22 protein-coding genes are annotated in these 20,989 nt (G+C 68.4%); 13 read left to right on the forward strand and 9 right to left on the reverse strand.

Annotated features, from left to right (window positions below):
* Positions 1-22 precede the first annotated feature (22 nt).
* On the forward strand, positions 23-985 hold the full coding sequence (locus ACFTWF_RS18990; RefSeq protein WP_378462728.1) for a hypothetical protein: 963 nt from the start codon (positions 23-25) through the stop codon (positions 983-985).
* A 38-nt stretch (positions 986-1,023) separates the two neighbouring features.
* The gene (locus tag ACFTWF_RS18995; RefSeq protein WP_378462729.1) at positions 1,024-1,983 is read left to right on the forward strand and encodes a methyltransferase; all 960 of its coding nucleotides are present in this window, start codon (positions 1,024-1,026) and stop codon (positions 1,981-1,983) included.
* 4 nt (positions 1,984-1,987) lie between these two features.
* On the opposite strand, the gene ACFTWF_RS19000 is transcribed toward ACFTWF_RS18995, so the two are convergent.
* On the reverse strand, positions 1,988-2,866 hold the full coding sequence (locus ACFTWF_RS19000) for an A/G-specific adenine glycosylase (RefSeq protein WP_378462730.1): 879 nt from the start codon (positions 2,864-2,866) through the stop codon (positions 1,988-1,990).
* Positions 2,867-2,966: 100 nt separating this feature from the next.
* Here ACFTWF_RS19000 and ACFTWF_RS19005 point away from each other — a divergent pair, with 100 nt between their 5' ends.
* Complete coding sequence (locus tag ACFTWF_RS19005; protein WP_378462731.1) at positions 2,967-3,593, forward strand: carbonic anhydrase; 627 nt, start codon at positions 2,967-2,969, stop codon at positions 3,591-3,593.
* A 59-nt stretch (positions 3,594-3,652) separates the two neighbouring features.
* Entirely contained in the window at positions 3,653-4,414 is a 762-nt protein-coding gene (locus ACFTWF_RS19010; protein WP_378462732.1) for a hypothetical protein, read from the forward strand.
* On the opposite strand, the gene ACFTWF_RS19015 is transcribed toward ACFTWF_RS19010, so the two are convergent.
* Genes ACFTWF_RS19015 through ACFTWF_RS19025 form a run of 3 tightly spaced genes read right to left on the reverse strand, consistent with a single transcriptional unit; the run spans position 4,407 to position 8,272 of the window.
* Positions 4,407-5,369: an asparaginase gene (locus tag ACFTWF_RS19015; RefSeq protein ID WP_378462733.1), complete on the reverse strand. Its 963-nt coding sequence runs from the start codon at positions 5,367-5,369 to the stop codon at positions 4,407-4,409. The two genes, ACFTWF_RS19010 and ACFTWF_RS19015, sit on opposite strands and share 8 nt — an antisense overlap.
* A gap of 15 nt (positions 5,370-5,384) precedes the next feature.
* A complete protein-coding gene (locus ACFTWF_RS19020) occupies positions 5,385-6,827 on the reverse strand; it encodes an amino acid permease (protein ID WP_378462734.1) in 1,443 nt (480 codons plus the stop codon).
* Entirely contained in the window at positions 6,824-8,272 is a 1,449-nt protein-coding gene (locus tag ACFTWF_RS19025) for an aspartate ammonia-lyase (RefSeq protein ID WP_378462735.1), read from the reverse strand. The genes ACFTWF_RS19020 and ACFTWF_RS19025 overlap by 4 nt, the downstream gene beginning before the upstream one ends.
* 221 nt (positions 8,273-8,493) lie before the next feature.
* Between ACFTWF_RS19025 and ACFTWF_RS19030 the strand changes: the two genes are divergently transcribed.
* Both ACFTWF_RS19030 and ACFTWF_RS19035 read left to right on the forward strand, forming a co-directional pair.
* Positions 8,494-9,213, forward strand: a complete 720-nt coding sequence (locus tag ACFTWF_RS19030) for a FadR/GntR family transcriptional regulator (protein WP_378462736.1) — start codon at positions 8,494-8,496, stop codon at positions 9,211-9,213.
* A gap of 58 nt (positions 9,214-9,271) precedes the next feature.
* Positions 9,272-10,054: an HpcH/HpaI aldolase/citrate lyase family protein gene (locus ACFTWF_RS19035; RefSeq protein WP_378462900.1), complete on the forward strand. Its 783-nt coding sequence runs from the start codon at positions 9,272-9,274 to the stop codon at positions 10,052-10,054.
* Here the strand turns inward: ACFTWF_RS19035 and disA are convergent.
* Positions 10,051-11,136 carry a DNA integrity scanning diadenylate cyclase DisA gene (disA, locus tag ACFTWF_RS19040; RefSeq protein WP_185727281.1) on the reverse strand — a complete coding sequence of 362 codons (1,086 nt, stop codon included), beginning with the start codon at positions 11,134-11,136 and terminating at the stop codon, positions 10,051-10,053. The two genes, ACFTWF_RS19035 and disA, sit on opposite strands and share 4 nt — an antisense overlap.
* An 85-nt stretch (positions 11,137-11,221) precedes the next feature.
* Here disA and ACFTWF_RS19045 point away from each other — a divergent pair, with 85 nt between their 5' ends.
* The gene (locus ACFTWF_RS19045; protein ID WP_378462737.1) at positions 11,222-11,785 is read left to right on the forward strand and encodes a PaaI family thioesterase; all 564 of its coding nucleotides are present in this window, start codon (positions 11,222-11,224) and stop codon (positions 11,783-11,785) included.
* A gap of 69 nt (positions 11,786-11,854) precedes the next feature.
* Here ACFTWF_RS19045 and radA read toward each other — a convergent pair whose 3' ends face one another.
* Together radA and ACFTWF_RS19055 are read right to left on the reverse strand one after the other, a co-directional pair.
* Entirely contained in the window at positions 11,855-13,237 is a 1,383-nt protein-coding gene (gene radA / locus ACFTWF_RS19050) for a DNA repair protein RadA (protein WP_378462738.1), read from the reverse strand.
* A 46-nt stretch (positions 13,238-13,283) separates the two neighbouring features.
* Positions 13,284-13,916 (reverse strand): hypothetical protein, encoded by a 633-nt coding sequence (locus tag ACFTWF_RS19055; protein ID WP_378462739.1) that lies wholly within the window; start codon positions 13,914-13,916, stop codon positions 13,284-13,286.
* Positions 13,917-14,179: 263 nt separating this feature from the next.
* On the opposite strand from ACFTWF_RS19055, the gene carD reads away from it, so the two are divergent.
* The 5 genes from carD to rlmB are packed head-to-tail and all read left to right on the forward strand — an operon-like array spanning position 14,180 to position 18,215.
* Positions 14,180-14,668 (forward strand): RNA polymerase-binding transcription factor CarD, encoded by a 489-nt coding sequence (gene carD / locus ACFTWF_RS19060; RefSeq protein WP_005262216.1) that lies wholly within the window; start codon positions 14,180-14,182, stop codon positions 14,666-14,668.
* A 13-nt stretch (positions 14,669-14,681) separates the two neighbouring features.
* Positions 14,682-15,362 carry a 2-C-methyl-D-erythritol 4-phosphate cytidylyltransferase gene (gene ispD, locus ACFTWF_RS19065; RefSeq protein WP_378462740.1) on the forward strand — a complete coding sequence of 227 codons (681 nt, stop codon included), beginning with the start codon at positions 14,682-14,684 and terminating at the stop codon, positions 15,360-15,362.
* Positions 15,362-15,838, forward strand: coding sequence for a 2-C-methyl-D-erythritol 2,4-cyclodiphosphate synthase (gene ispF, locus ACFTWF_RS19070; protein ID WP_185727286.1), 477 nt, complete (start codon positions 15,362-15,364; stop codon positions 15,836-15,838). The genes ispD and ispF overlap by 1 nt, the downstream gene beginning before the upstream one ends.
* Before the next feature lie 11 nt (positions 15,839-15,849).
* Positions 15,850-17,244 carry a cysteine--tRNA ligase gene (gene cysS, locus ACFTWF_RS19075; protein ID WP_378462741.1) on the forward strand — a complete coding sequence of 465 codons (1,395 nt, stop codon included), beginning with the start codon at positions 15,850-15,852 and terminating at the stop codon, positions 17,242-17,244.
* A 2-nt stretch (positions 17,245-17,246) separates the two neighbouring features.
* The gene (gene rlmB / locus ACFTWF_RS19080) at positions 17,247-18,215 is read left to right on the forward strand and encodes a 23S rRNA (guanosine(2251)-2'-O)-methyltransferase RlmB (RefSeq protein ID WP_185727288.1); all 969 of its coding nucleotides are present in this window, start codon (positions 17,247-17,249) and stop codon (positions 18,213-18,215) included.
* A 6-nt stretch (positions 18,216-18,221) separates the two neighbouring features.
* On the opposite strand, the gene ACFTWF_RS19085 is transcribed toward rlmB, so the two are convergent.
* A complete protein-coding gene (locus tag ACFTWF_RS19085) occupies positions 18,222-19,103 on the reverse strand; it encodes a biotin-dependent carboxyltransferase family protein (protein ID WP_378462742.1) in 882 nt (293 codons plus the stop codon).
* Positions 19,104-19,149: 46 nt separating this feature from the next.
* On the opposite strand from ACFTWF_RS19085, the gene ACFTWF_RS19090 reads away from it, so the two are divergent.
* Positions 19,150-19,839, forward strand: a complete 690-nt coding sequence (locus tag ACFTWF_RS19090) for a ZIP family metal transporter (protein WP_378462743.1) — start codon at positions 19,150-19,152, stop codon at positions 19,837-19,839.
* A 19-nt stretch (positions 19,840-19,858) separates the two neighbouring features.
* On the opposite strand, the gene ald is transcribed toward ACFTWF_RS19090, so the two are convergent.
* A complete protein-coding gene (ald, locus tag ACFTWF_RS19095; RefSeq protein ID WP_378462744.1) occupies positions 19,859-20,965 on the reverse strand; it encodes an alanine dehydrogenase in 1,107 nt (368 codons plus the stop codon).
* Positions 20,966-20,989: the final 24 nt, after the last annotated feature.

Here is a 20,989-nt window from a genome sequence, read left to right on the forward strand (position 1 = left end):
TGTTCTCGGCGCTTGGCTACCGATGACGTTCGATGCGCAGGACGGCGACTATTTCTCATACGTCGGGCTCGACTATTTCGACCAGGTCGTCGGGTGCGATGACGTCCAGCGTGTCGACGCATTCGTAGCTGCCGCGGCCCTGGACCTCGCGTTGCTGGAGGCGCGAGCACTCGGGAGATCGGCACACGCACCCCAGGCGGTCCGGGCGCGCGCAGCGACGCGGGTCGTGACACAACTCGCGAGACTCGCACCCGATTTCTCGCTCGACCCTTCCGTGGCTGAGGCTGGCCTCGAGGCGCTGAATCAGCCGGGCGCCGAATACAGTTCGTTTGCCTCAGTCGCCGCGCCGGCTCTCGATGGCCTCCCCGACGAGATCGGAACTGCAGTCCGGCTGACGTTGTTGCCGACGACTCGCCTGCACGACGAGCAGATGTTCATCCGCTGCATCCAGATCTTCGAAGGCCTGTATCGGCAGGTCGCGACGGCGATTTCGATGGCGATCATTGACGTGCACCACGGTCTGGCCGCAGCGGCAAAGGAGCGCCTCGACCAGGCATCGATCCGCCTCGAAGCGATGCCTGCGCTCTTTCGGGTTCTGACGACGATGCCGGTCGACGCCTTCTCGATTATTCGCGGCTTCACCCATGGGCGGAGCGCGGTGCAGTCGCGTGCGTTCCGTGAGATCGAGTTCTCCTGCGCTCCAATCGATCCTGGCGACTTCGAGCACAGTACGAAAATTGACGTCGGGGAGGCTACATTGCAGGACGTCTATCTCGCGATGCCGAAAACGCATCCGGATGCAAGCGTTCTCGAGACGTCGATGCGGCGCCTGGACCGCGCGTGGGGTGCGATGAAGCGAGGTCACTGGGGCATCACCCTGAAGGTCATCGGAACTGTACCCGGCACCGGCGGGACGGCAGGCGCGTCGTACTTGAAAACTGCTGCCATGAAGTCACTCTTCCCGCGGCTGTCCGAGGTGGCGTGAACATGAGCGACATCAACCACCGAGTCAGAAAACAAATCATGGGATACATCGTGTCCCAATCTATTTCAGCCGTCTGTGAACTGGGTGTGCCCGACCGACTGGCGGACGGCGCGTGCTTGCTCGACGATCTCGCGGCGAGCGTCGGCGCCGACGCCGACGCACTTGGCCGATTCTTGCGGGTACTCGTCGCAGAAAGCTTGCTCGAGGAAGACGGCGGAGGACGATTCGCGTTGACGGAGGCCGGTGAGCTCTTGCGGGCAGACACTCCGGGCTCGCTTCGCCACCTGGTCGGCCTGATGTCGAACGAGGCCTACCTCGTGTGGGGGCACGCAGCCCATTCGATCCGAACGGGGAAGGAATCGTTTTCGGCGGCTTTCGGCAAGCCGTACTTCGAATGGTTGTCCGAGAATCCCTCGGCAGCCGATGAGTTCGCACGGGGCCAGGCAGGGCTGGTCGAGCTGCGGTTGCTGCCTTTGCTCAACCACGACTGGTCCGGCGTGGGAACGGTCGTCGACGTCGGAGGCGGGACGGGCGCACTGATCACCCGGTTGCTCGATCGGCACGCGCATCTGCGCGGAATTCTGTTCGATCTGCCTCATGTGGTCGCGGAAGCGCCGTCGAAGTTCGGTTCGGCCGGCATCGGTGAACGAACGACAGTTGCGGGCGGGAGTTTCTTCGACGATGTCCCGGGGCAGGGTGACGTGTACGTGCTGTCTCAGATTCTGCACGACTGGGACGACGTGTCCGCAGGCAAGATCCTCGGCAGTTGTCGGCGAGCGATCCCGGCACGCGGACGATTGATGATCGTCGAGCAGGTCCTGCCGGAAGCAGCGACAACCCACCCCATGGCTCTGCTGGACCTCCACATGCTGGTTCTGCTGGGAGGTCGCGAGCGCACGATCACCGAATGGCGCCGACTGTTGACCGACCACGGATTCACGCTGGATTCGATCACGCACGGTCCCCGGTCGTCCGTCATCGAAGCGGTTCCGGTGTGAGCCGCTAGCTTCCCTCACCCGCGAGTGCGAAGAGGCCGTCGTCGGTCTGCTCGACGAGTCCGTCGACGAGCAGGGAGTGGAGGGCGCGGTCGCGCTGCCCGGGGTCGTCGAGCCACACCTGGTCGAGTCTGACCCGCTCGACGGGGGTGGAACTCTCGCGGAGCACGGCCATCAGCTTGCCGCGGACCTGACGGTCGGTGCCTGCGAACTTCTGGACCTTGCGGCGTTCGCCGGTGTGCGCGGGACGTCCGGCGTCGACCCAGGCGCAGGACGGCAGCGGGCAGCGTTCGCAGCCGGGGGTCCGGGCGGTGCACACGGTGGCCCCGAGTTCCATCAGGGCGGCGGAGAAGGTGGCGGCCCGCACGCGGGTGCGAGGCAGAAGCGTCGACACGTCGGCGAGGTCGCGGGTGGTCGACGGATTGCCCGGCTCGGCGCTTCCGTGCACGGCTCGCGCGACCACGCGGCGGACGTTCGTGTCGACGACGGGGACCCGCTGTCCGTAGGCGAAGCAGGCGACGGCCCGCGCGGTGTAGGCGCCGATGCCGGGCAGTCCGAGGAGGGTGTCGACGTCACTCGGAACCACGTCGCCGTGTTCGGCGGCCAGCACGCCGGCGCATTCGTGGAGTCGCAGCGCGCGACGCGGGTAGCCGAGCTTGCCCCAGGCGCGGAGCACGTCGGCCTGGCTCGACGCGGCCATGCGGGACGGGACGGGCCAGCGCTGCACCCATTCCTCCCAGATCGGGGCCACCCGGACGACGGGTGTCTGCTGCAGCATGATCTCGCTCATCAGGATGTGCCAGGCCGTCACACCGTCGCGGCGCCACGGCAGGTCCCGGGCCTGCGCCTCGTACCAGCTGATCAACGCGGAGGAATCAACGGCCACTTCGCCCTCACAGGTCCCTTCGTTCACGTGGGATACGGAATTTTCGCGCTCGTCATGTTCCCGTCGCGACGGCCCGGCAGGCCCGGTGCACAATGATCCCATGCCGAATTCCAACCCCATTTCCGCCTGGAAGGCCCTGCGACAGGGTAATGAGCGTTTCGTGAGCGGTAGCTCGCTCCATCCCAGCCAGGGCATCGCCGATCGGGCGAAGCTCGTCGGCGGCCAGCACCCCACGGCCGTCCTGTTCGGATGCGGAGACTCCCGTGTCGCCGCCGAGATCATCTTCGACCAGGGCCTGGGCGACATGTTCGTCGTCCGCACCGCAGGTCACGTGATCGACGACGCCGTGCTCGGGTCCATCGAATACGCCGTCGGCGTGTTGAACGTGCCGCTCATCGTCGTGCTCGGTCACGACAGCTGCGGTGCCGTGAAGGCGACGCTCGACGCCCTCGACGACGGCAACGTGCCGCCCGGGTTCATCCGCAGCATCGTGGAACGGGTCGCCCCGTCGATCCTCAAGGGACGCCGAGAAGGCCTCACAACCGTCGACGAACTCGAAGGTCGCCACGTGGTGGAGACCGGCGCGCTGCTCATGCAGCGGTCGCGCATCATCGCCGAGAAGGTCGAGGCAGGCACGTGCGCCATCGCCGGTGTCACGTACAAGCTGTCCGACGGCCGCACCCACCTGCAGGGAGCAGTCGGGGACATCGGTGAGCTCGTCGACTGATGGCGACACGCCGCGCCCGCTGAGCCGTTGCCGCGCGACGCCGAACTACCGTTGACGTCGTGCTGGAACCGAATGGACCGTTGCCCCCCGAGATTTACTGGCGCCGCAGGGCGCTGGCGATCGGCGGCGCCATCGTCGTGTTGCTGCTCGTCGTGTGGTTGATCAACTCACTTCGCGGTGGTGGCGACTCCGAGACGGATCCGGCAGCAGCGAGTTCGTCGCTGACCACTCCCGTCTCGATTTCCCCGACGGCGTCGGGTTCGTCCACGTCCAGCGGCGGGTCGGGCGGCTCCGGCGGCGGGGGTGGCGCGGCGGCAGCCGGCGGTGAGGCCTCCTCCGGGACGTCCGGCTCGTCCGGGGCGTCGAGCAGTGGCTCGTCGAGCAGCGCGGCTCCCAGCGGCCAGCCGGTTGCCGCGGGGCAGTGCCCGGACCAGTCGCTGGCCATCAAGGTGGCCGCGGACAAGCCGACGTACCCGGCCGGTGAGGAGCCCAGCTTCACGACGGTCGTCACCAACATCGGCACCACACCGTGCGAGCGTGATCTGGGCAGCAGCCTCCAGCAGGTGCTCGTCTACACGATCGACGGCGCGGTGCGCCTGTGGTCCAACATCGACTGCTTCCCGCAGTCCGCGGCGGACGTGCGCACCCTCGCGCCGGGTGAGCAGGCCCAGTTCACCGTGAAGTGGTCGGCCAAGACCTCGGCCCCCGACTGCCTGACGCAACCGGAACCCCAGCGTGATCCGGTGGGGCCCGGTGCGTACACCGTCGTGGGGCAGCTCGGTCAGCTCCGCAGCGCGCCGGAGCCGTTCAACCTCAGCTGATCCTCGGTGCGGCGTCGACGCGGGAGCGTCGGTCGAACTCCTTGTCGAGGTCGCGGAGATCGGGGTCGGCGAGCAGCGCCGCGAGAAGGATCCGGGCCTGACCTGCCCGGAGGTCGGTGGAGAACAACGCGCCCGCCGAGACGAGGTCGTGCCCGCCGCCCCCGCCGCCGTACGACGGGGAGATCGGGCCGTGGGGCACCCGGGTGGTGACCACCACGGGGATCCCGGCGGACACGCAGTCCCGGACGGCCTCGACGACGGCGGGATTCGCGTTCCCGGATCCGAGCCCGTCGAGCACCAGTCCCCGGGTTCCCGCGGCCCGGCACGCGTCGATCTGGACGCGGTCCGCCCCCGGATAGGCGGCGACGATGTCGACGCGCGTTCCGGAGATCGGATGCCAGGGCAGCGGGTCGCGACTTCGCGGGGAAATGCCGCCGTCCGGTTGGGCGGAGCGGAACGCGTCGAGTGACGTCGTGTCCGTCTTTCGTGTCCCCGACGCCGGGTGGAGGGCGCCGCCGAACGCGATCAGGACACCCGCGCCGCGCAGGGCGGGGTCTGCTCCCGCGGTGATCGCATCGGCGAGGTTGGCCGGTGCGTCGGACTCCGGGTGGTCGAACGTGCGCTGTGCGCCCGTGAAGACCACCGGTCGGGGGTCGGCGTGATGGAGGTCGAGCAGGTACGCGGTCTCCTCCATCGTGTCGGTTCCGTGGAGCACGACCACCGCGTCGAGGCCGGGATCGCGCAGTTCCGAGGCGACGGCGTCGCGGACCCGGTCCATGTCGGCGAACGTCATGCTCGAACTGTCCTTCGACATCAGGTCGACGACGCGGAGTTTCGTCCCGGTCTGCGCGGTGCCCAGCAGATCCGGGCCCGCGATCACCGGTCTGCTGACACCGTGCCGGTCCTGCCTGCTGGCGATCGTGCCTCCGGTGGTGACGACGGCGACTTTCGGCACTGTTGTCCTTTCTTGCTAAGCGGTGGGGCGGTCCGAGGCGAGGGTGCGGATGCGGTTCCTCGCGCCGAACCAGCCGATCACCAGCAGCGGGGCGATGATCGCGATGGACCCGACGGTCCACGTTCCGACGGGGTGATCGAACGCCATCAGTATGACGACGCATCCGAGGAAGGCCAGGGTGAGGAGCCCGGTGTAGGGGGCGCCGAACATCCGGAAACCGGGCCGGGCGAGTTTCCCGTCCTTCGAGAGTTTCCAGAGTTTCAATTGGCACAGCACGATCACGGCCCAGGCGCTGATGATGCCGAGTGCGGCGAGGTTGAGGACGATCTCGAACGCCTGCGCGGGGACGACGGCGTTGAGTCCGACCCCGAGCAGGATCACCAATCCGGTGAGGGCGATGCCGCCGTACGGGACGCCGGACTTGTTCATCCGGGCGGCGAACGCGGGCGCCGATCCGGCCATGGCCATGGAGTGCAGTATTCGGCCGGTGGAGTACAGGCCCGCGTTGAGCGAGGACAGTGCGGCCGTGAGCACCACGAGATTCATGATCGCGTCGGCGCCCTGCACATCGATGGAGCCGAAGAACGTGACGAACGGGCTCTCGCCGGCGTGGTACTCGGTGTAGGGGAGCAGCAGCGACAGCAGCAGGACGGATCCCACGTAGAAGACGAGGATGCGGACGATGACCGTGTTGATCGCCTTGGGGATGACCTTCTGCGGGTTCTTCGTCTCTCCCGCGGTGGTTCCCACGAGTTCGATCGAGGCGTAGGCGAAGACGACGCCCTGGATCACGACGATCGCGGGCAGGATTCCGTTGGGGAAGAGACCGCCGTTGTCGGCGATCATGCTGAAGCCCGGGGAGTGGCCTTCGATGGGCGTCCCGAACAGCACGAAGTAGATGCCGAAGCCGAGGAACGCGGCGAGGGCGACGACCTTGATCAGCGCGAACCAGAACTCCAGTTCACCGAACACCTTGACGGAGATGAGGTTCAGGCCGAGGACGAGTACGACTGCGGCCAGGGCGAACACCCATTGGTCGACGTTGCCGAGCGGTGCCCAGTATTTCTTGAAGAAGTTCATGTACAGAGCGACGGCGGTGACGTCGACGACCGCCGTCATCGCCCAGTTCATCCAGTACAGCCAGCCCGCGGCGAATGCCATCTTCTCGCCGAAGAATTCCCGCGAATACGAGACGAACGAACCGGACGTGGGCCGGTGCATCACGAGTTCGCCGAGAGCCCGAAGGATCAGGAAGGCGAAGAACCCGCACAGGGCGTAGACGAGGACGAGTGCGGGACCGGCCTGCTGGAGACGGCCGCCCGCGCCCATGAACAGTCCGGTGCCGATCGCTCCGCCGATCGCGATCATCTGGATCTGTCTCGGGCCGAGCGCTTTCCGATAACCGAGGTCTTCCTCGACGAAGATGTCTCCGGAGGTGTCGTCCTTCTCGATCGTCACGAGACCACCTCCGCGGCCGCGGCGACGGGTGCTCTGCGGTCCGCACCGGAGGCTCTCAGATTGGCGAGATGCTCGGGGCTGAGGAGGCGGTCGAGTTCGTCGCGGTCGAGCAGGCCAGCCTCGATCACGAGGTCGGCGACCCGGCGCCCGGTGACCAGGGCCTCCTGCGCGATCCGGGTGGACGCGGTGTATCCGATGTACGGGTTCAGTGCGGTGACGAGTCCGATGGAGTCCTCGACCCGGGCCCGCAGGAGATCGGTGTTGGCGGTGATGCCGAGCACGCAGCGGTCGGCCAGGATCCGGCAGGCGGCGCCGAGGTGCCGCATCCCCTCGGACAGGGAGTGCACGATGATCGGCTCGAACGCGTTGAGTTGGAGCTGCCCGGATTCGGCGGCCATCGTGATGGTGACGTCGTTGCCGATCACCTCGTACGCCACCTGGTTCAGGACTTCGGGAATCACCGGATTGACCTTGCCCGGCATGATCGACGAACCGGCCTGCACCGGTGGCAGATTGATTTCGTTCAGGCCCGCGCGCGGCCCCGACGACAGCAGGCGGAGGTCGTTGCAGACCTTGGACAGCTTCACCGCGATCCGCTTCAGCACGCCGGAGAGGTGGACGAACTGGCCGACGTCCTGGGTCGCCTCGACCAGGTCCGTGGCCAGGACGAGGGGGAGCCCGGTGAGGTCCCGCAGCGTGTCGCACGCCGCCTCCGCGTACCCGGCGGGAGCGTTCAGACCCGTGCCGATCGCGGTCGCGCCGAGGTTGATCTCGTGGACGAGGAGAGCGGCCTCGCCGAGGCGTGCCCGGTCTTCGTCGATCATCACGGAATACGTGGCGAACTCCTGGCCGAGCGTCATCGGGACCGCGTCCTGGAGCTGGGTGCGACCCATCTTCACCGTGTCCGCGAACTCCACGGCCTTGGCCGCGAACGCGTCCTGCAGCACGCGCATCGCGTCCAGCAGGTCGTCGATCGCGAAGATCGTGGCGATGTTGACCGCGGTGGGGTACACGTCGTTGGTCGACTGGCTGAGGTTGACGTGCTCGTTGGGGTGGAGCTCGGCGTACTCGCCGCGCCCGTGGCCGAGGATCTCGAGTGCCCGGTTGGCGATCACCTCGTTGGCGTTCATGTTGGTCGACGTCCCCGCACCGCCTTGGATGACGTCGACGACGAACTGCTCGTGCCAGCGGCCGTCGACGATCTCGCGGCACGCCTGCCCGATCGCGTCGGCCCGGCGGTGATCGAGGATCCCGAGCTTCTCGTTGGCGCTCGCGGCGGCCCATTTGACGAACGCGAGCCCGCGGATCAGGTAGGGGTTGGTGGAGATGGGGCGGCCGGTGATGGGGAAGTTCTCCACGGCCCGCAGCGTGTGGATTCCCCAATAGGAATCCGCAGGTACTTGGCGGTCGCCGAGCAGATCGTGTTCTGTTCGCGTTTCGAGCACTTGATCATTCCTCACAGGGATTCGCGCGAGCGTGTTCCGCACGATGCGGTGGACGGAGTCTGTTTGCCCGAGGAGGGGTAGATTTCTCGGTCGAGCCACCCGGCTATCCACCTGCCAGGCTGTCAGACAGGTGCAATTGTTACCGCGCTCACTCGCAGCCGTCAACCCCCGGGCGGTATCCCGTGTTGACGGCGACGCCGGGGCGTGGGAACAATATCCTCATGAACCTGTCAGACAGCTGGGCAGCCAGGCGTCCCGTCACGGCCCGGGTCAGCGCCGCGGAGGCCGTCCTCGCGGATCTCCGTGAGGCGATCACGTCCGGCGAGCTGTCCGTCGGGGAGCGACTCCCGTCCGAAGCGTCCCTCGCGGCACGGCACGGCGTCAGCCGTTCGGTGATCCGGGAGGCCCTCCGCTCGTGTCATGCGCTCGGACTCACGGAGACGAAGTCGGGCCTCGGCACGTTCGTCGTCAGCGATTCGATCGCCCGCGACCTCGACTTCGGGAACTACGCGGCGAACGAACTCGTCGAGGCCCGTCCGCACGTGGAGATCCCCGCGGCCGGCTGGGCGGCCCAGCGGCACACGGAGGAAGACCTGGCCGCTCTGCGCGGTCTGGTGGACCAGATGCGGGAAGAAGACGATCCCCTCGTCTGGGTGTCCCTCGACGCGCAGTTCCACGCATGCATTGCCCGGACCAGCCGGAACCGCGTGTTCGAATCCGTGATCGTCGACATCCGCGAGGCCCTCACCCGGCAGTCCGAGACGCTGAACCTCGTAACGGGGCGTCAGCAGAAGTCGAACGACGAGCACGACCGGATCGTGGACGGAATCGCCTCGCGCAGCTACGACAAGGCGGCCCAGGCCATGGCCGAGCATCTCGACGCCGTCCGCGTCGCACTGGAATCCGTGGTCGGAGAAGCCGATCCGGACCATCGACAGTAAGGAAGACACCATTTTCACTACGATTCCCCTCGACGCCCGGCACGCGCGATCGTGGCTACTGGTGTCCGCTTCGCGGACCGAGGATTTCGACCTCGCCGACCGGTGTGACGCCGATGCCGTCATCCTCGACCTCGAGGACGGTGTGGTCACCGCGGAACGATCCGACGCCCGGCGGTCCGTCGCCGAATGGCTCTCCGGCGGCGGTGCCGCGTGGGTCCGGATCAACGCCGCAACCACCGACGACTGGTCGGCCGACGTGGACGCGCTCCGGGGACTGTCCGGTCTGCAGGGCGTCATGCTGGCGAAAAGTGAATCCGGGCAACAGGTCCGGGACACCGCAGCCCGGCTCGGCGGTACGGTTCCGGTGCTCGCACTGGTCGAGTCCGCGCGGGGAATCGAGTTCGCGTACGAGATCGCGTCCGAATCCGCCACACTGCGATTGGCCTTCGGCAGCGGCGATTTCCGGAGGGACACGGGCGCCGGTGCGGAACCGGACGCGCTCGCGTACGCCCGGGGCCGCCTCGTCGTCGCGAGCGGCGCCGCCGGAATCGCCGCACCGATCGACGGACCCACACTTGCCGACGATCACGACACCCGGATCGAGGCGCTGGCCGTCACCCGGTCGATGGGGATGTCCGGCAAGCTGTGCATGAAGGCCGCGCACACGGGCGACGTCAATCGTGAGCTGAGCCCGACGGCCGCGGACGCGGCATGGGCGGACGAGGTGATCGACCGACTCGGCGTCGACGGCGCGGGTGTCCGGAGCGGCAGCGACCGGCCGCAACTCGCGCGAGCCCTGACCATCCGCACGCGGCTGGACGCGCTGCGGCTGTCGTACTAGTCGTACGGGCCGGAGATCGACGTCTCGGCGAGCCGGGACAGGCCCTCGCGGATGTGGCGCGCCCACAGCCCGCCGATGCCCTCCACCGACTGCAGGTCGGCGGCCGTCGCGGCCAGCAGCGACTGCAGCGTCCCGAACGAGCCGACCAGTCGGTGGATCTGGTTGAACTGAAGCCGGGGAACGCGGGTGAGCACGCGGTAGCCGCGGGGACTCATCGGCGCCTCGAGCGCCTCGATGGTGCCCGGGTACCCGAAGGCGCGGGCCAGCGTCGTGAGGTCGAGAAGGTCTGCGTCCGTGATCCGGTCGAGCGCGGTGAGCGATTTCTCGACGTCGTCGGCCGGCGCCGGGCCGGTGCCCGCCAGGTAGTCGCGCACGATGAGTTCCCGCGCCACGTCGTTGTCGCCGACGAGTTCCTCGAGCTGCAGCGCGAGCTGACGCCCGTCCGTGCCGAGTTCGAGCACGTCCTGCTCGATCTCGACGGACACCCGCCGCACCATTTCCAGTCGCTGCACCACGGTCAGTGCGTCGCGGAGCGTGACGAAATCCTCGATCTCCACCACCGACAGCTGGCGGGTGACCTCGTCGAGCCGCGCCTTGTACCGCTCGAGGGTGGCCACCGCCTGATTGGCGCGCGAGAGGATCGTGGCGGAACCGTCGATGACGTGCCGGATGCCGCCGACGTACACGCTGACGATGCTCATCGACTGGCTCACCGACACCACGGGGTAACCGGTCTGCATGGCAGTCCGCTCGGCGGCGCGGTGGCGGGTGCCGGACTCGACGGTGGGGATCTTGTGGTCGGGTACGAGCTGGACGTTGGCCCGCACGATGCGGGAGCCGTCGGTGGACAGGACCACGGCGCCGTCCATCTTCGACAGCTCACGCAGCCGAGTGGGGGCGAACTCCACGTCGAGCTCGAAGCCGCCGTCGCAGATCTCTTCCATCTGCTCGTCGTAGCCGAGGACGATCAGCGCACCCGTGCGACCGCGCAGAATGCGCTCGAGCCCGTCCCGAAGTGCCGTTCCGGGAGCCAACCGGGCAATCGTTTCGCGCAGCGCAGACGACGACTCGGCATCGTTCATCGCGCAATACTCCCGCTGAGGTAGGCGTCACTTGTCGGGGACCGTCGTGGAAACACGTCCGGACCCGCGTTTAGATTACCTATCCATGAGTGGTACCTGGACTTTGCCCGACGACCTGACCCTGCCGGAACTGGTCGACAGCTTTCCCGCCGCAGGTCAGCCCGTGCCGCAGCACTGGTCACGGTGCTTCGGGTGCGGCGACGAGTCGCCCGCGGGCATGTCCATGAGCTTCACCGCCGGGCAGGGACTCGACGTGTGGGGACGGCTCGAGGTAGCGCCCCGCTACCAGGGCGGTCCCGGAGTGATCCACGGCGGCATCCTGTCGACGGCGTTCGACGAGGCGCAGGGCATGGTCTGCCGCGCCGCAGCCGACGGTCCGGTGGTCACGGGTCATCTCGAGATCGACTTCGCCCGGCCCATACCGCTGGGCTCGGTTCTCGAGTTCCACGCCCGGATCGACGGCACGATCCGTCGCAAGGTGTACACCAGCGCCGAGGCGCGCATCGTCGAGGGACCGACGGCCGACCCCGACGTGGTGGTGGCGACGTCCCGGGGACTGTTCCTCACCGTCACGGCCGCGCACTTCGAGAAGACGATGGACTTCGTGGACGGTGTCCCGGAGCAGCCGTTCGGCACCTCGTCGATCTGAGCATCCGACCGTCACCGCAGCGACACAGTCCGCCTGAGCATCACCGCAGCGACACAGTCCGCCTGACCGTCACCGCAGCGACGCTATGGCAGCGCCGAGGTTCCCGACCTCGGTAACCCTCATTCCCTTGGGCGCCGCCCCGGAATCGAGGGGCACGATGGCGCGGCCGAATCCGAGCCGGTGTGCCTCCGCGAGCCGGCGCCCGACTCCCGCTACCCGCCGCACCTCGCCCGCCAGCCCCACCTCGCCGAGGATCACGAGCCCGTCCGGCACCGGCTTGTCACGCACCGCCGACGCGACGGCGAGCGCCAGCGCGAGATCGGCGGACGGTTCGGTCATCCGCATGCCGCCGACGGTGGCCGCGTAGACGTCGTTCTTCGCGATCGGCACGCCGCACCGGCGGTCGAGCACGGCCAGGACCATGGCGACGCGGGCGCTGTCGAGGCCGCTGACGGCGCGCCGAGGTGCAGGCATGGACGTGGCGGCCACGAGGGCCTGCACCTCGCCGAGGAGGGGTCGCTTGCCGTCCATCATGACGGTGACGGCGGTTCCGGGGACGGCCTCGGCGCGGTGGTGGAGGAACAGCCCGGACGGGTCGCTGATGCCGGCGATGCCGTCTTCGCGCAGCTCGAAGCAGCCGACCTCGTCGGCGGCGCCGAAGCGGTTCTTGACGCCGCGCACCATCCGCAGCGTGGAGTGTTTGTCGCCCTCGAAGTGCAGCACCACGTCGACGAGGTGCTCGAGCGACCGCGGGCCCGCGACGGCGCCGTCCTTGGTGACGTGACCGATGAGGAGCACCGGCACGCCGCTGGCCTTCGCGAGGGACGTGAGGGCGCTGGTGACGGCCTTGACCTGGGTGACGCCGCCGACCACGCCGTCGACGTCCGCGGCCAGCATGGTCTGCACGGAGTCGACGATCAGCAGGGTGGGGCGCACCTGCTCGACGTGGCCGAGGATGGTCGCGAGATCGGATTCGGCGGCGAGGTAGACCCGATCGTGGACGGCGCCGGTGCGGTCGGCCCGCAGTCGCACCTGCCCCGCGGATTCCTCACCCGTGACGTACAGGGACCGGTCGTCGGGACCGCGCCGGGCCCACTGGTGGACGACCTCGAGGAGCAGGGTCGACTTGCCGACGCCGGGCTCGCCGGCGAGGAGGACGACCGAACCGGGCACGACGCCGCCGCCGAGAACCCGGTCGAGTTCGTCGATGCCGGTTGGTTTGGCGCGGGTGGACGTGCTGTCGATGCGCGTGATCGGAGTCGCGGGGGTGGACGGAAGTACGGCTCCCGCTCCGGCTTTCGCGAGGGAGGCGCCGGGGCGGCTCGCGACCGCTGTGACGACCGGGGCCTCGTCCATCGATCCCCAGCTACCGCACTCTGGGCACCGCCCGACCCATTTGGGGACCGTGCACTGGCACGACGAGCACCGGAAACTGGACTTGAGTTTGGCCACCGGGCCAGCCTAGGTACCGGGTCCGACAGCGGACCCGGTCCGGTTGCTAGTGTCCGCCGCCTTCGGCTTCGGTGCCCGGCGACGTGTCCGACACGTGGCGCTCGGTCTCGTGGCCCGCGTCGACGGGAACGGAGACGGTGACGTTGCCGGCCTTCTCGAACTCGAACGTGACGGGGAAGGTGAGGCCCGGGCGGACGCCTTCCTTCAGGTTGTTCAGGGTGACGAGGACTACGTCGGTCGGGGCGTCGGCGTCGCCGGCGGACTGGCCCGCGGCCTCCGCGCTCTCGGCGGCGTCCTCGCCCGGCAGGCCGGCGACGAGCGCGGTCTGCGGCGCGATCTCCAGTCCACCGGTCTTGTCGCCGAGGGTGACGGACTGTGCGTAATCGGTGCTGATCTTGGTCAGCTTGTCCGGAGTGTCCTCGTTGTTGTTGATCGCGGTGAACGCGAGGACGGCGTTGCCGCCCGGCTCGAGGCTGTACTCCGCGGAGTTCGGGTAGACCACGTGGACGTTGCGCAGAGCGATCGACTCGACGTTCGCGCTGTTGCCGTTGACCGCGGCGACCTGACTCGACGTCTGGGTGATCTGGCCCGCACTGCACGCGGACAGCACGAGGGCTGCGCCGGCAGCGAGAGCGACGGCGGTGGCGACTCGGCGAGTCGGCTTGTCGAGAGCAGTCACGAGTTGTCCTCCGGGGTCAGGTTCGCACTTCAACTAGGCAGAGTAGTAGTTCGTCCGCGCGGCCTGCTCGCTGGGTAGTCACAATGGTTGTCTGCGTGCGGTTTCGGCGACGGAGAACCGCCCGATCGGGGTGTCCGGAATGCACGTATCGGGGGTCCTGTCAACCCCTACGGTCAGGCAACGATGCCCCTGACCTGCACCGTTGATGCGACCAGGATCCGGACACGTGTTAAACTCGAATGATCGAAAGGGGCACGGGACAGATGATTTTTAAGGTCGGAGACACCGTCGTATACCCCCATCACGGTGCGGCGCTGATCGAAGCAATTGAAACCCGCACCATCAAGGGTGAGCAGAAGGAATATCTCGTTCTCAAGGTTGCTCAGGGCGATCTCACCGTACGGGTTCCCGCAGACAACGCAGAGTACGTAGGCGTACGCGACGTCGTCGGCCAGGAAGGTCTCGACAAGGTCTTCCAGGTGCTGCGGGCACCGCACACCGAAGAACCCACCAACTGGTCACGTCGCTACAAGGCAAATCTCGAAAAGCTCGCGTCCGGTGACGTCAACAAGGTCGCCGAGGTCGTTCGCGACCTGTGGCGTCGTGAGCAGGACCGCGGCCTGTCCGCGGGAGAGAAGCGCATGCTCGCGAAGGCGCGGCAGATCCTTGTCGGCGAGCTCGCACTGGCAGAAGGCACCGACAGCGACAAGGCCGAGACCATTCTCGACGAGGTCCTCGCGGCCGCGTCCTAGACAGTCGCGATCAGTGGCCGAGGGAAAAGGTCCTGTAGTCGCACTGGTTCCCGCCGCAGGTCAGGGCGTTCGGTTGGGTGAAAATATGCCCAAGGCGTTCGTTGATCTGGGCGGGACGACCATGCTGACACGCGCGGTCGACGGGCTCCTCCAGTCGGGGGCTGTCGACCGCGTCGTCGTCATCGTCCCGGGTGAACTCGTCGAGTCGACGCGAACCCTCCTCTCCGGAAACGTCACCGTGGTGGCCGGTGGCAGCGAGCGAACCGATTCGGTTCGGGCCGGACTCGCCGCCGCGGACGACGCCGAATACGTCCTGGTGCACGATGCCGCCCGCGCGCTTACGCCGCCGTCGCTCATCGCCCGTGTCGTTGCCGAGCTGAGGTGCGGCCGCAACGCCGTCATCCCCGTCCTCCCGGTCACGGACACCATCAAGACCGTCGACGTCCTCGGTGCGGTCACCGGCACCCCCGAGCGGTCCGAACTGCGCGCCGTGCAGACTCCGCAGGGTTTCACCGCGGAACTGCTCCGACGCGCCTACGACGCCGCCGACGGCATCGCCACCGACGACGCGGGACTGGTCGAGCGGCTCGGGGAACGGGTCCGCAGCATCGTCGGAGAACCCACCGCATTCAAGATCACCACCCCGCTGGACCTGATGCTGGCCCGCGCGCTGGTGGAAGAGGGAGCGCACTAGTGCGAGTCGGAATCGGGACGGACGTCCACCCGATCGAGCAGGGGCGGCCGTGCTGGATGGCCGGCCTGCTGTTCGAGGACGAGAACGGCTGCGCGGGCCATTCCGACGGCGACGTGGCCGTCCACGCCCTGTGCGACGCCCTGCTCTCCGCCGCGGGACTCGGCGACCTCGGCTCCGTGTTCGGAACCGGGCGGCCCGAATGGTCCGGGGTGAGCGGTGCCGCGATGCTCGCGGAAGTACGCCGGCTCCTCGAAGAGGACGATTTCGGTGTCGCCAACGCCGCGGTCCAGGTGATCGGGAACCGACCGAAGATCGGACCGCGTCGAACCGAGGCGCAGAAGGTGCTGAGTGACATTCTGGGCGCACCGGTTTCGGTGTCCGCGACCACCACGGACGGACTGGGCCTCACCGGCCGCGGCGAGGGGATCGCCGCCATGGCCACCGCGTTGGTCATTCCCGGTGGAAGCGCCAGGTAGGATCGCTGGTCGTGACCCTGCGCCTATTCGACACCGAGACGCGGGCCTTGCGTGACTTCGTTCCGCTGGCCCCTGGACACGCATCGGTGTACCTGTGTGGCGCCACGGTGCAGGGCGACCCCCACATCGGTCACGTACGCAGCGGTGTCGCATTCGACGTGCTGCGGCGCTGGCTGCTCGCCCACGACTACGACGTGGCGTTCGTCCGCAATGTCACGGACATCGAAGACAAGATCCTGAACAAGGCCGCCGAGGCGGGCAGGCCGTGGTGGGAGTGGGCCGCCACGTTCGAGCGCTCGTTCACGTGGGCGTACCAGCAGCTCGGTGTGCTGCCGCCGTCCGTCGAACCGCGGGCCACCGGCCACATCACGCAGATGGTCGAGTTGATGCAGCGGCTCATCGACAACGGTCACGCGTACGCGGCCGGCGGCGACGTCTACTTCGACGTCCGCAGTTATCCGCAGTACGGCAGCCTGTCCGGGCACAAACTCGACGACGTCCACCAGGGCGAGAGCGCCGGCGAATGCAAGCGCGACCCCCGCGACTTCACGCTGTGGAAGGCGGAGAAGCCGGGCGAGCCGTCGTGGCCGACGCCGTGGGGCCGCGGCAGGCCGGGCTGGCATCTGGAGTGCTCCGCGATGGCCGAGTTCTATCTCGGACCGGCGTTCGACATCCACTGCGGCGGCCTGGACCTGGTGTTCCCGCACCATGAGAACGAGATCGCGCAGGCCAAGTGCGCCGGCGACTCCTTCGCGCAGTACTGGTTGCACAATGGCTGGGTCACCATGGGCGGCGAGAAGATGTCGAAGTCGCTCGGCAACGTGCTGTCCGTGCCGAACGTGCTGAAAAAGGTTCGGCCGCAAGAACTTCGGTACTACCTCGGCAGCGCCCACTACCGGTCGATGCTTGAGTACTCGGACACCGCCCTCGACGAAGGTGCCGCCGCGTACCGGCGCATCGAATCGTTCGTCATGCGCACCCAGGAGCGCGCCGGTGAGGTGCCGAGCGGTCGCTGGACGGACGCGTTCGCGCGGGCGCTCGACGACGATCTCGCCGTCCCCGCGGCGCTCGCCGAGGTGCACGGCAAGGTCCGCGAGGGCAACATCGCTCTCGATGGCGGTGACCTCGAGGGTGCGCGCGCGATCGCGTCGCAGGTCCGGGGCATGCTGTCGATCCTCGGTGTGGATCCGCTGGACGAGCACTGGACTCAGGAGACCGCGGATGCGTCCGCGGCAACCGATGCCCTGGACGTTCTGGTCCGGGCCGAACTCGAGCGCAGGCAGAGTGCCCGCGCCGAGAAGAACTGGGCTGTGGCCGACGAGGTGCGTGACCGTCTGATCCGGGCGGGCATCGAGGTCACCGATACCCCCAACGGGCCCGAGTGGTCTCTCAAGGCAGGACAGTAGTAATGGCTGGAAATTCGAGCAGGCGCGGAGCCATCCGCAAGGCCGGTACCAAGAAGGGGCAGGTCGCCGGATCCGGCGGCCAGCGCCGCAAGGGTCTGGAAGGACGCGGCGCCACCCCGCCCGCCGAGGCCCGCACCAAGCACCCCGCCGCCAAGCGTGCCGCCCGGGCCGCCCGGGACGCCGAGAAGCAGCCCGGCCGCGGTCGTCCGACCGCCGGTCGCAAGGTGCTCGACGGTCCCGAGAACGTGCTGGGGCGCAATCCCGTCGTCGAGTGCCTCCGTGCCGGTGTCCCCGCGACCGCCCTGTACGTCGCGGTGGGGACCGAGAGCGACGACCGCCTGAAGGAATCGGTTCAGCGGGCGGCCGACGCGGGCATCTCCATCCTCGAGGTTCCGAGGACCGATCTCGACCGGCTCAGCGCCAACGGCATGCACCAGGGCATCGCGTTGCAGGTGCCGCCGTACCGCTACGCGCACCCCGACGATCTCATCGCGGAGGCACGCAAGCATCAGGAGGCGCCGCTGCTCGTGGCCCTCGACAACATCACCGACCCCCGCAACCTCGGTGCCGTCGTGCGCTCGGTGGCCGCGTTCGGTGGGCACGGTGTGGTCATCCCGGAGCGGCGCAGCGCGTCGGTCACCGCGGTCGCCTGGCGCACCAGCGCCGGCGCCGCTGCGCGCTTGCCGATCGCCCGCGCCACCAATCTCACTCGCACGCTGAAGGATTGGGCGTCCAAGGGCGTTCAGGTGGTCGGGCTCGACGCGGGCGGCGACACCACACTCGACGAATTCGACGGTAGCGGTCCGGTGGTTGTGGTGGTCGGTTCGGAGGGCAAGGGGTTGTCGCGTCTCGTCCGCGAGAACTGCGACGCCATCCTCAGTATCCCGATGGCGGGCCCCGTCGAATCGCTCAATGCGTCCGTCGCCGCGGGTGTCGTGCTCGCCGACATCGCCCGTCGCCGCCGCAGCTAGCTCCCGTCACCTCGGGATCGGCGACGCCACCGCGCGGTGGAACCGGACCCGGTGTCCGGGTCGCAGTTGCGCGGCCATCGGTTGGTCCGCCTCGGCGACCACGGCGATCACAGGATAGCCGCCCGTCACCGGGTGGTCGGCGAGAAACAGGATGGGCCGGCCGTCCGGGGGCACCTGGAGAGCGCCGGCCACCATGGCCTCGCTCGGCATCTCGTCCCGCACCGAACGGTGCAGCGCCCCCGGACCCTGGAGCCGGGCGCCCACCCGGTTCGTGTCGGAACTGACCGTCCACGTCTCGCGGAGCAGCGCGGCGACGGATGCCGGGGTGAACCAGTCGTCCCGCGGTCCGAGCCGGACGCGCATCGTCACCGGATCCTCGGGTGTGACGGGCGGGGGGATGCTCTCGTCCGCAGGCCAGTCGCCCGCGTCCGCGCCGACCAGCAGCCGATCGCCCTCCGCCACCGGATCGGGGCCGATCCCCGACAGCGTGTCGGTGGACCGGCTCCCCATCACCGCGGGCACGTCGATACCTCCGCGGACGGCGACGTAGCTGCGCAGTCCCTCCGACGCGAAGGCGATCTCCAGAAGGTCGCCGGCGTTCAGGTGCAGCATCGTGTAGTCGGGGCGGGATTTCGAATTGACGGTGACGGGGTTGTGGGCGCCGGTCACGGCGACGCTGACGGTGCCGGCCGCGCGCACCGCGAGACCGCCGAGCGTGACCTCCAGCGTGGCTGCGTCGGAGCTGTTGCCCACCAGCCTGTTTGCGCTGTCGTGCGCGATCCGGTCGGCGGCACCCGACGCGCCGACGCCGATGGACGCGTAACCGGGGCGTCCGCGATCCTGCACGGTGGTGAACGGTCCGGTGCGCACGACCTCGAGCCAAGCCATCGTTCGATTGTCCCGTATCCACGGGTCTGTGGATACGCTCTCGACCATGTTGACCGCGACGCTGTACGGCCTCGGCACCGCCCTGCCCCTGCTGATCGGTGCCGCCATCGGGCTCCGCTACGACCTGCCGCGTCCGGTCCTCGCGGCCCTCATGGCGTTCGGTGCGGGAACGATGGTCGCCGCCGTGTCCACCGAGTTGTTTCAGCCGGCGTTCGAGACCGAGGGGATCTGGACCGCGGGCGCGGCCCTGTTCGCGGGGGCGCTCGTCTACGTGGTCGCCGACCGGCTGATCGAGAACAAACTCGGTGCGGGCGCCCTCGGCTGGGCATTGATGCTCGGTTCGCTGCTCGACGGGATCCCCGAGAACACCGCGCTCGGGGTGACGATCAGCAGTGCGGGTGGAGTGGTGCTGCTCGTCGCCGTCGCGGTCGGAAACGTGCCGGAGGCGGTCGCGGGCGCGGCGTCCATGCGGTCGCAGCCCAATTTCAACAGCGGTCGCGCGCTGTCGGTGTGGGCGGCCACCGCCGTCCTGCTGGTGCTGGTGGTGATCGCCGCCGACGCCGTGTCCGACACCATTTCCGACAGTGCCATCGCGACGATCCAGGCGTTCGCCGGCGGCGCGACCATCGCCGTGCTCGCCGACTCGTTGATGCCCGAGGCCTACCGGGAGGGCGGCTGGTGGGTCGGGCTGTCCACCGCCCTCGGGTTCCTCGTCGCGTTCGGGCTCGGCGCGTAGCCGAGCCCGAACGATTCGCTCACGCGGGCAGCGTGGCGACCGTGTACCCGTGCGCGGCAGCAACTTCCGCGGACAGCAGTTCTCCGTCGTAGGTGCTCAGGCCCGCCGCGAGTCCGGGGACGGTCGCGGTCGCGTCCTTCCAGCCCTTGTCGGCGAGCGCGACGACGTAGGGGAGGGTCGCGTTGGTGAGGGCGTAGGTGGAGGTGCGGGGCACGGCACCGGGCATGTTCGCGACGCAGTAGAACACCGAGTCGTGAACCTGGTAAGTCGGTTCGGCGTGCGTGGTGGGACGCGAGTCCTCGAAGCAGCCGCCCTGGTCGATGGCGATGTCGACGAGCACCGAGCCGGGCTTCATCCGCGAGACCAGGTTGTTGGAGACGAGGGTGGGGGCCTTGGCGCCGGGGACGAGGACCGCGCCGATCACCAGGTCGGCGTCGAGGACGGCCTGTTCGAGTTCGAGGGTGTTGGAGATGATGGTCTTGACCGAGCCCTGGTAGAGCGCGTCGATCTCGCGGAGGCGGGCGATGGACAGGTCGAGGACGGTGACGTCGGCGTGCATGCCGTGCGCGATGGCGATGGCGTTCTTGCCGGAGACGCCGGCGCCGATGACGACGACCTTGGCCGGGCGCACGCCGGGGACGCCGCCCATGAGGACGCCGCGGCCGCCGCCCTGGCGCATGAGGTGGTAGGCGCCGGCCTGCGGGGCGAGGCGTCCGGCGACCTCGCTCATCGGGGCGAGCAGGGGCAGGGACCCGTCGGCGCCGACCACGGTCTCGTAGGCGATGGAGGTGGTCTTCGACGCGAGGAGGGCGTCGGTGCAGTCCTTGGACGCGGCGAGGTGCAGGTAGGTGAAGAGCACCTGATCCTTGCGCAGCCGTGAATACTCTTCGGCAATAGGCTCTTTCACCTTCAGCAGCAGCTCGGCCGATCCCCAGACCGCAACCGCGGAGGAGAGGATCTGGGCGCCGGCGGCTTTGAAGTCCTCGTCCGTGAACGACGACCCGAGGCCTGCACCGGATTCGATGATCACCTCGTGGCCGCGTTCGGCGAGTTCGTGGACACCGGCGGGGCTGATGGCCACGCGGTACTCGTGGTTCTTGATTTCGCGGGGGATGCCGATCTTCATGGGAACTCCGTGCTGTTGGAAATT

This window comes from Rhodococcus sp. NPDC056960 (assembly GCF_042674125.1).
Classification (GTDB): Bacteria; Actinomycetota; Actinomycetes; order Mycobacteriales; family Mycobacteriaceae; genus Rhodococcus_F.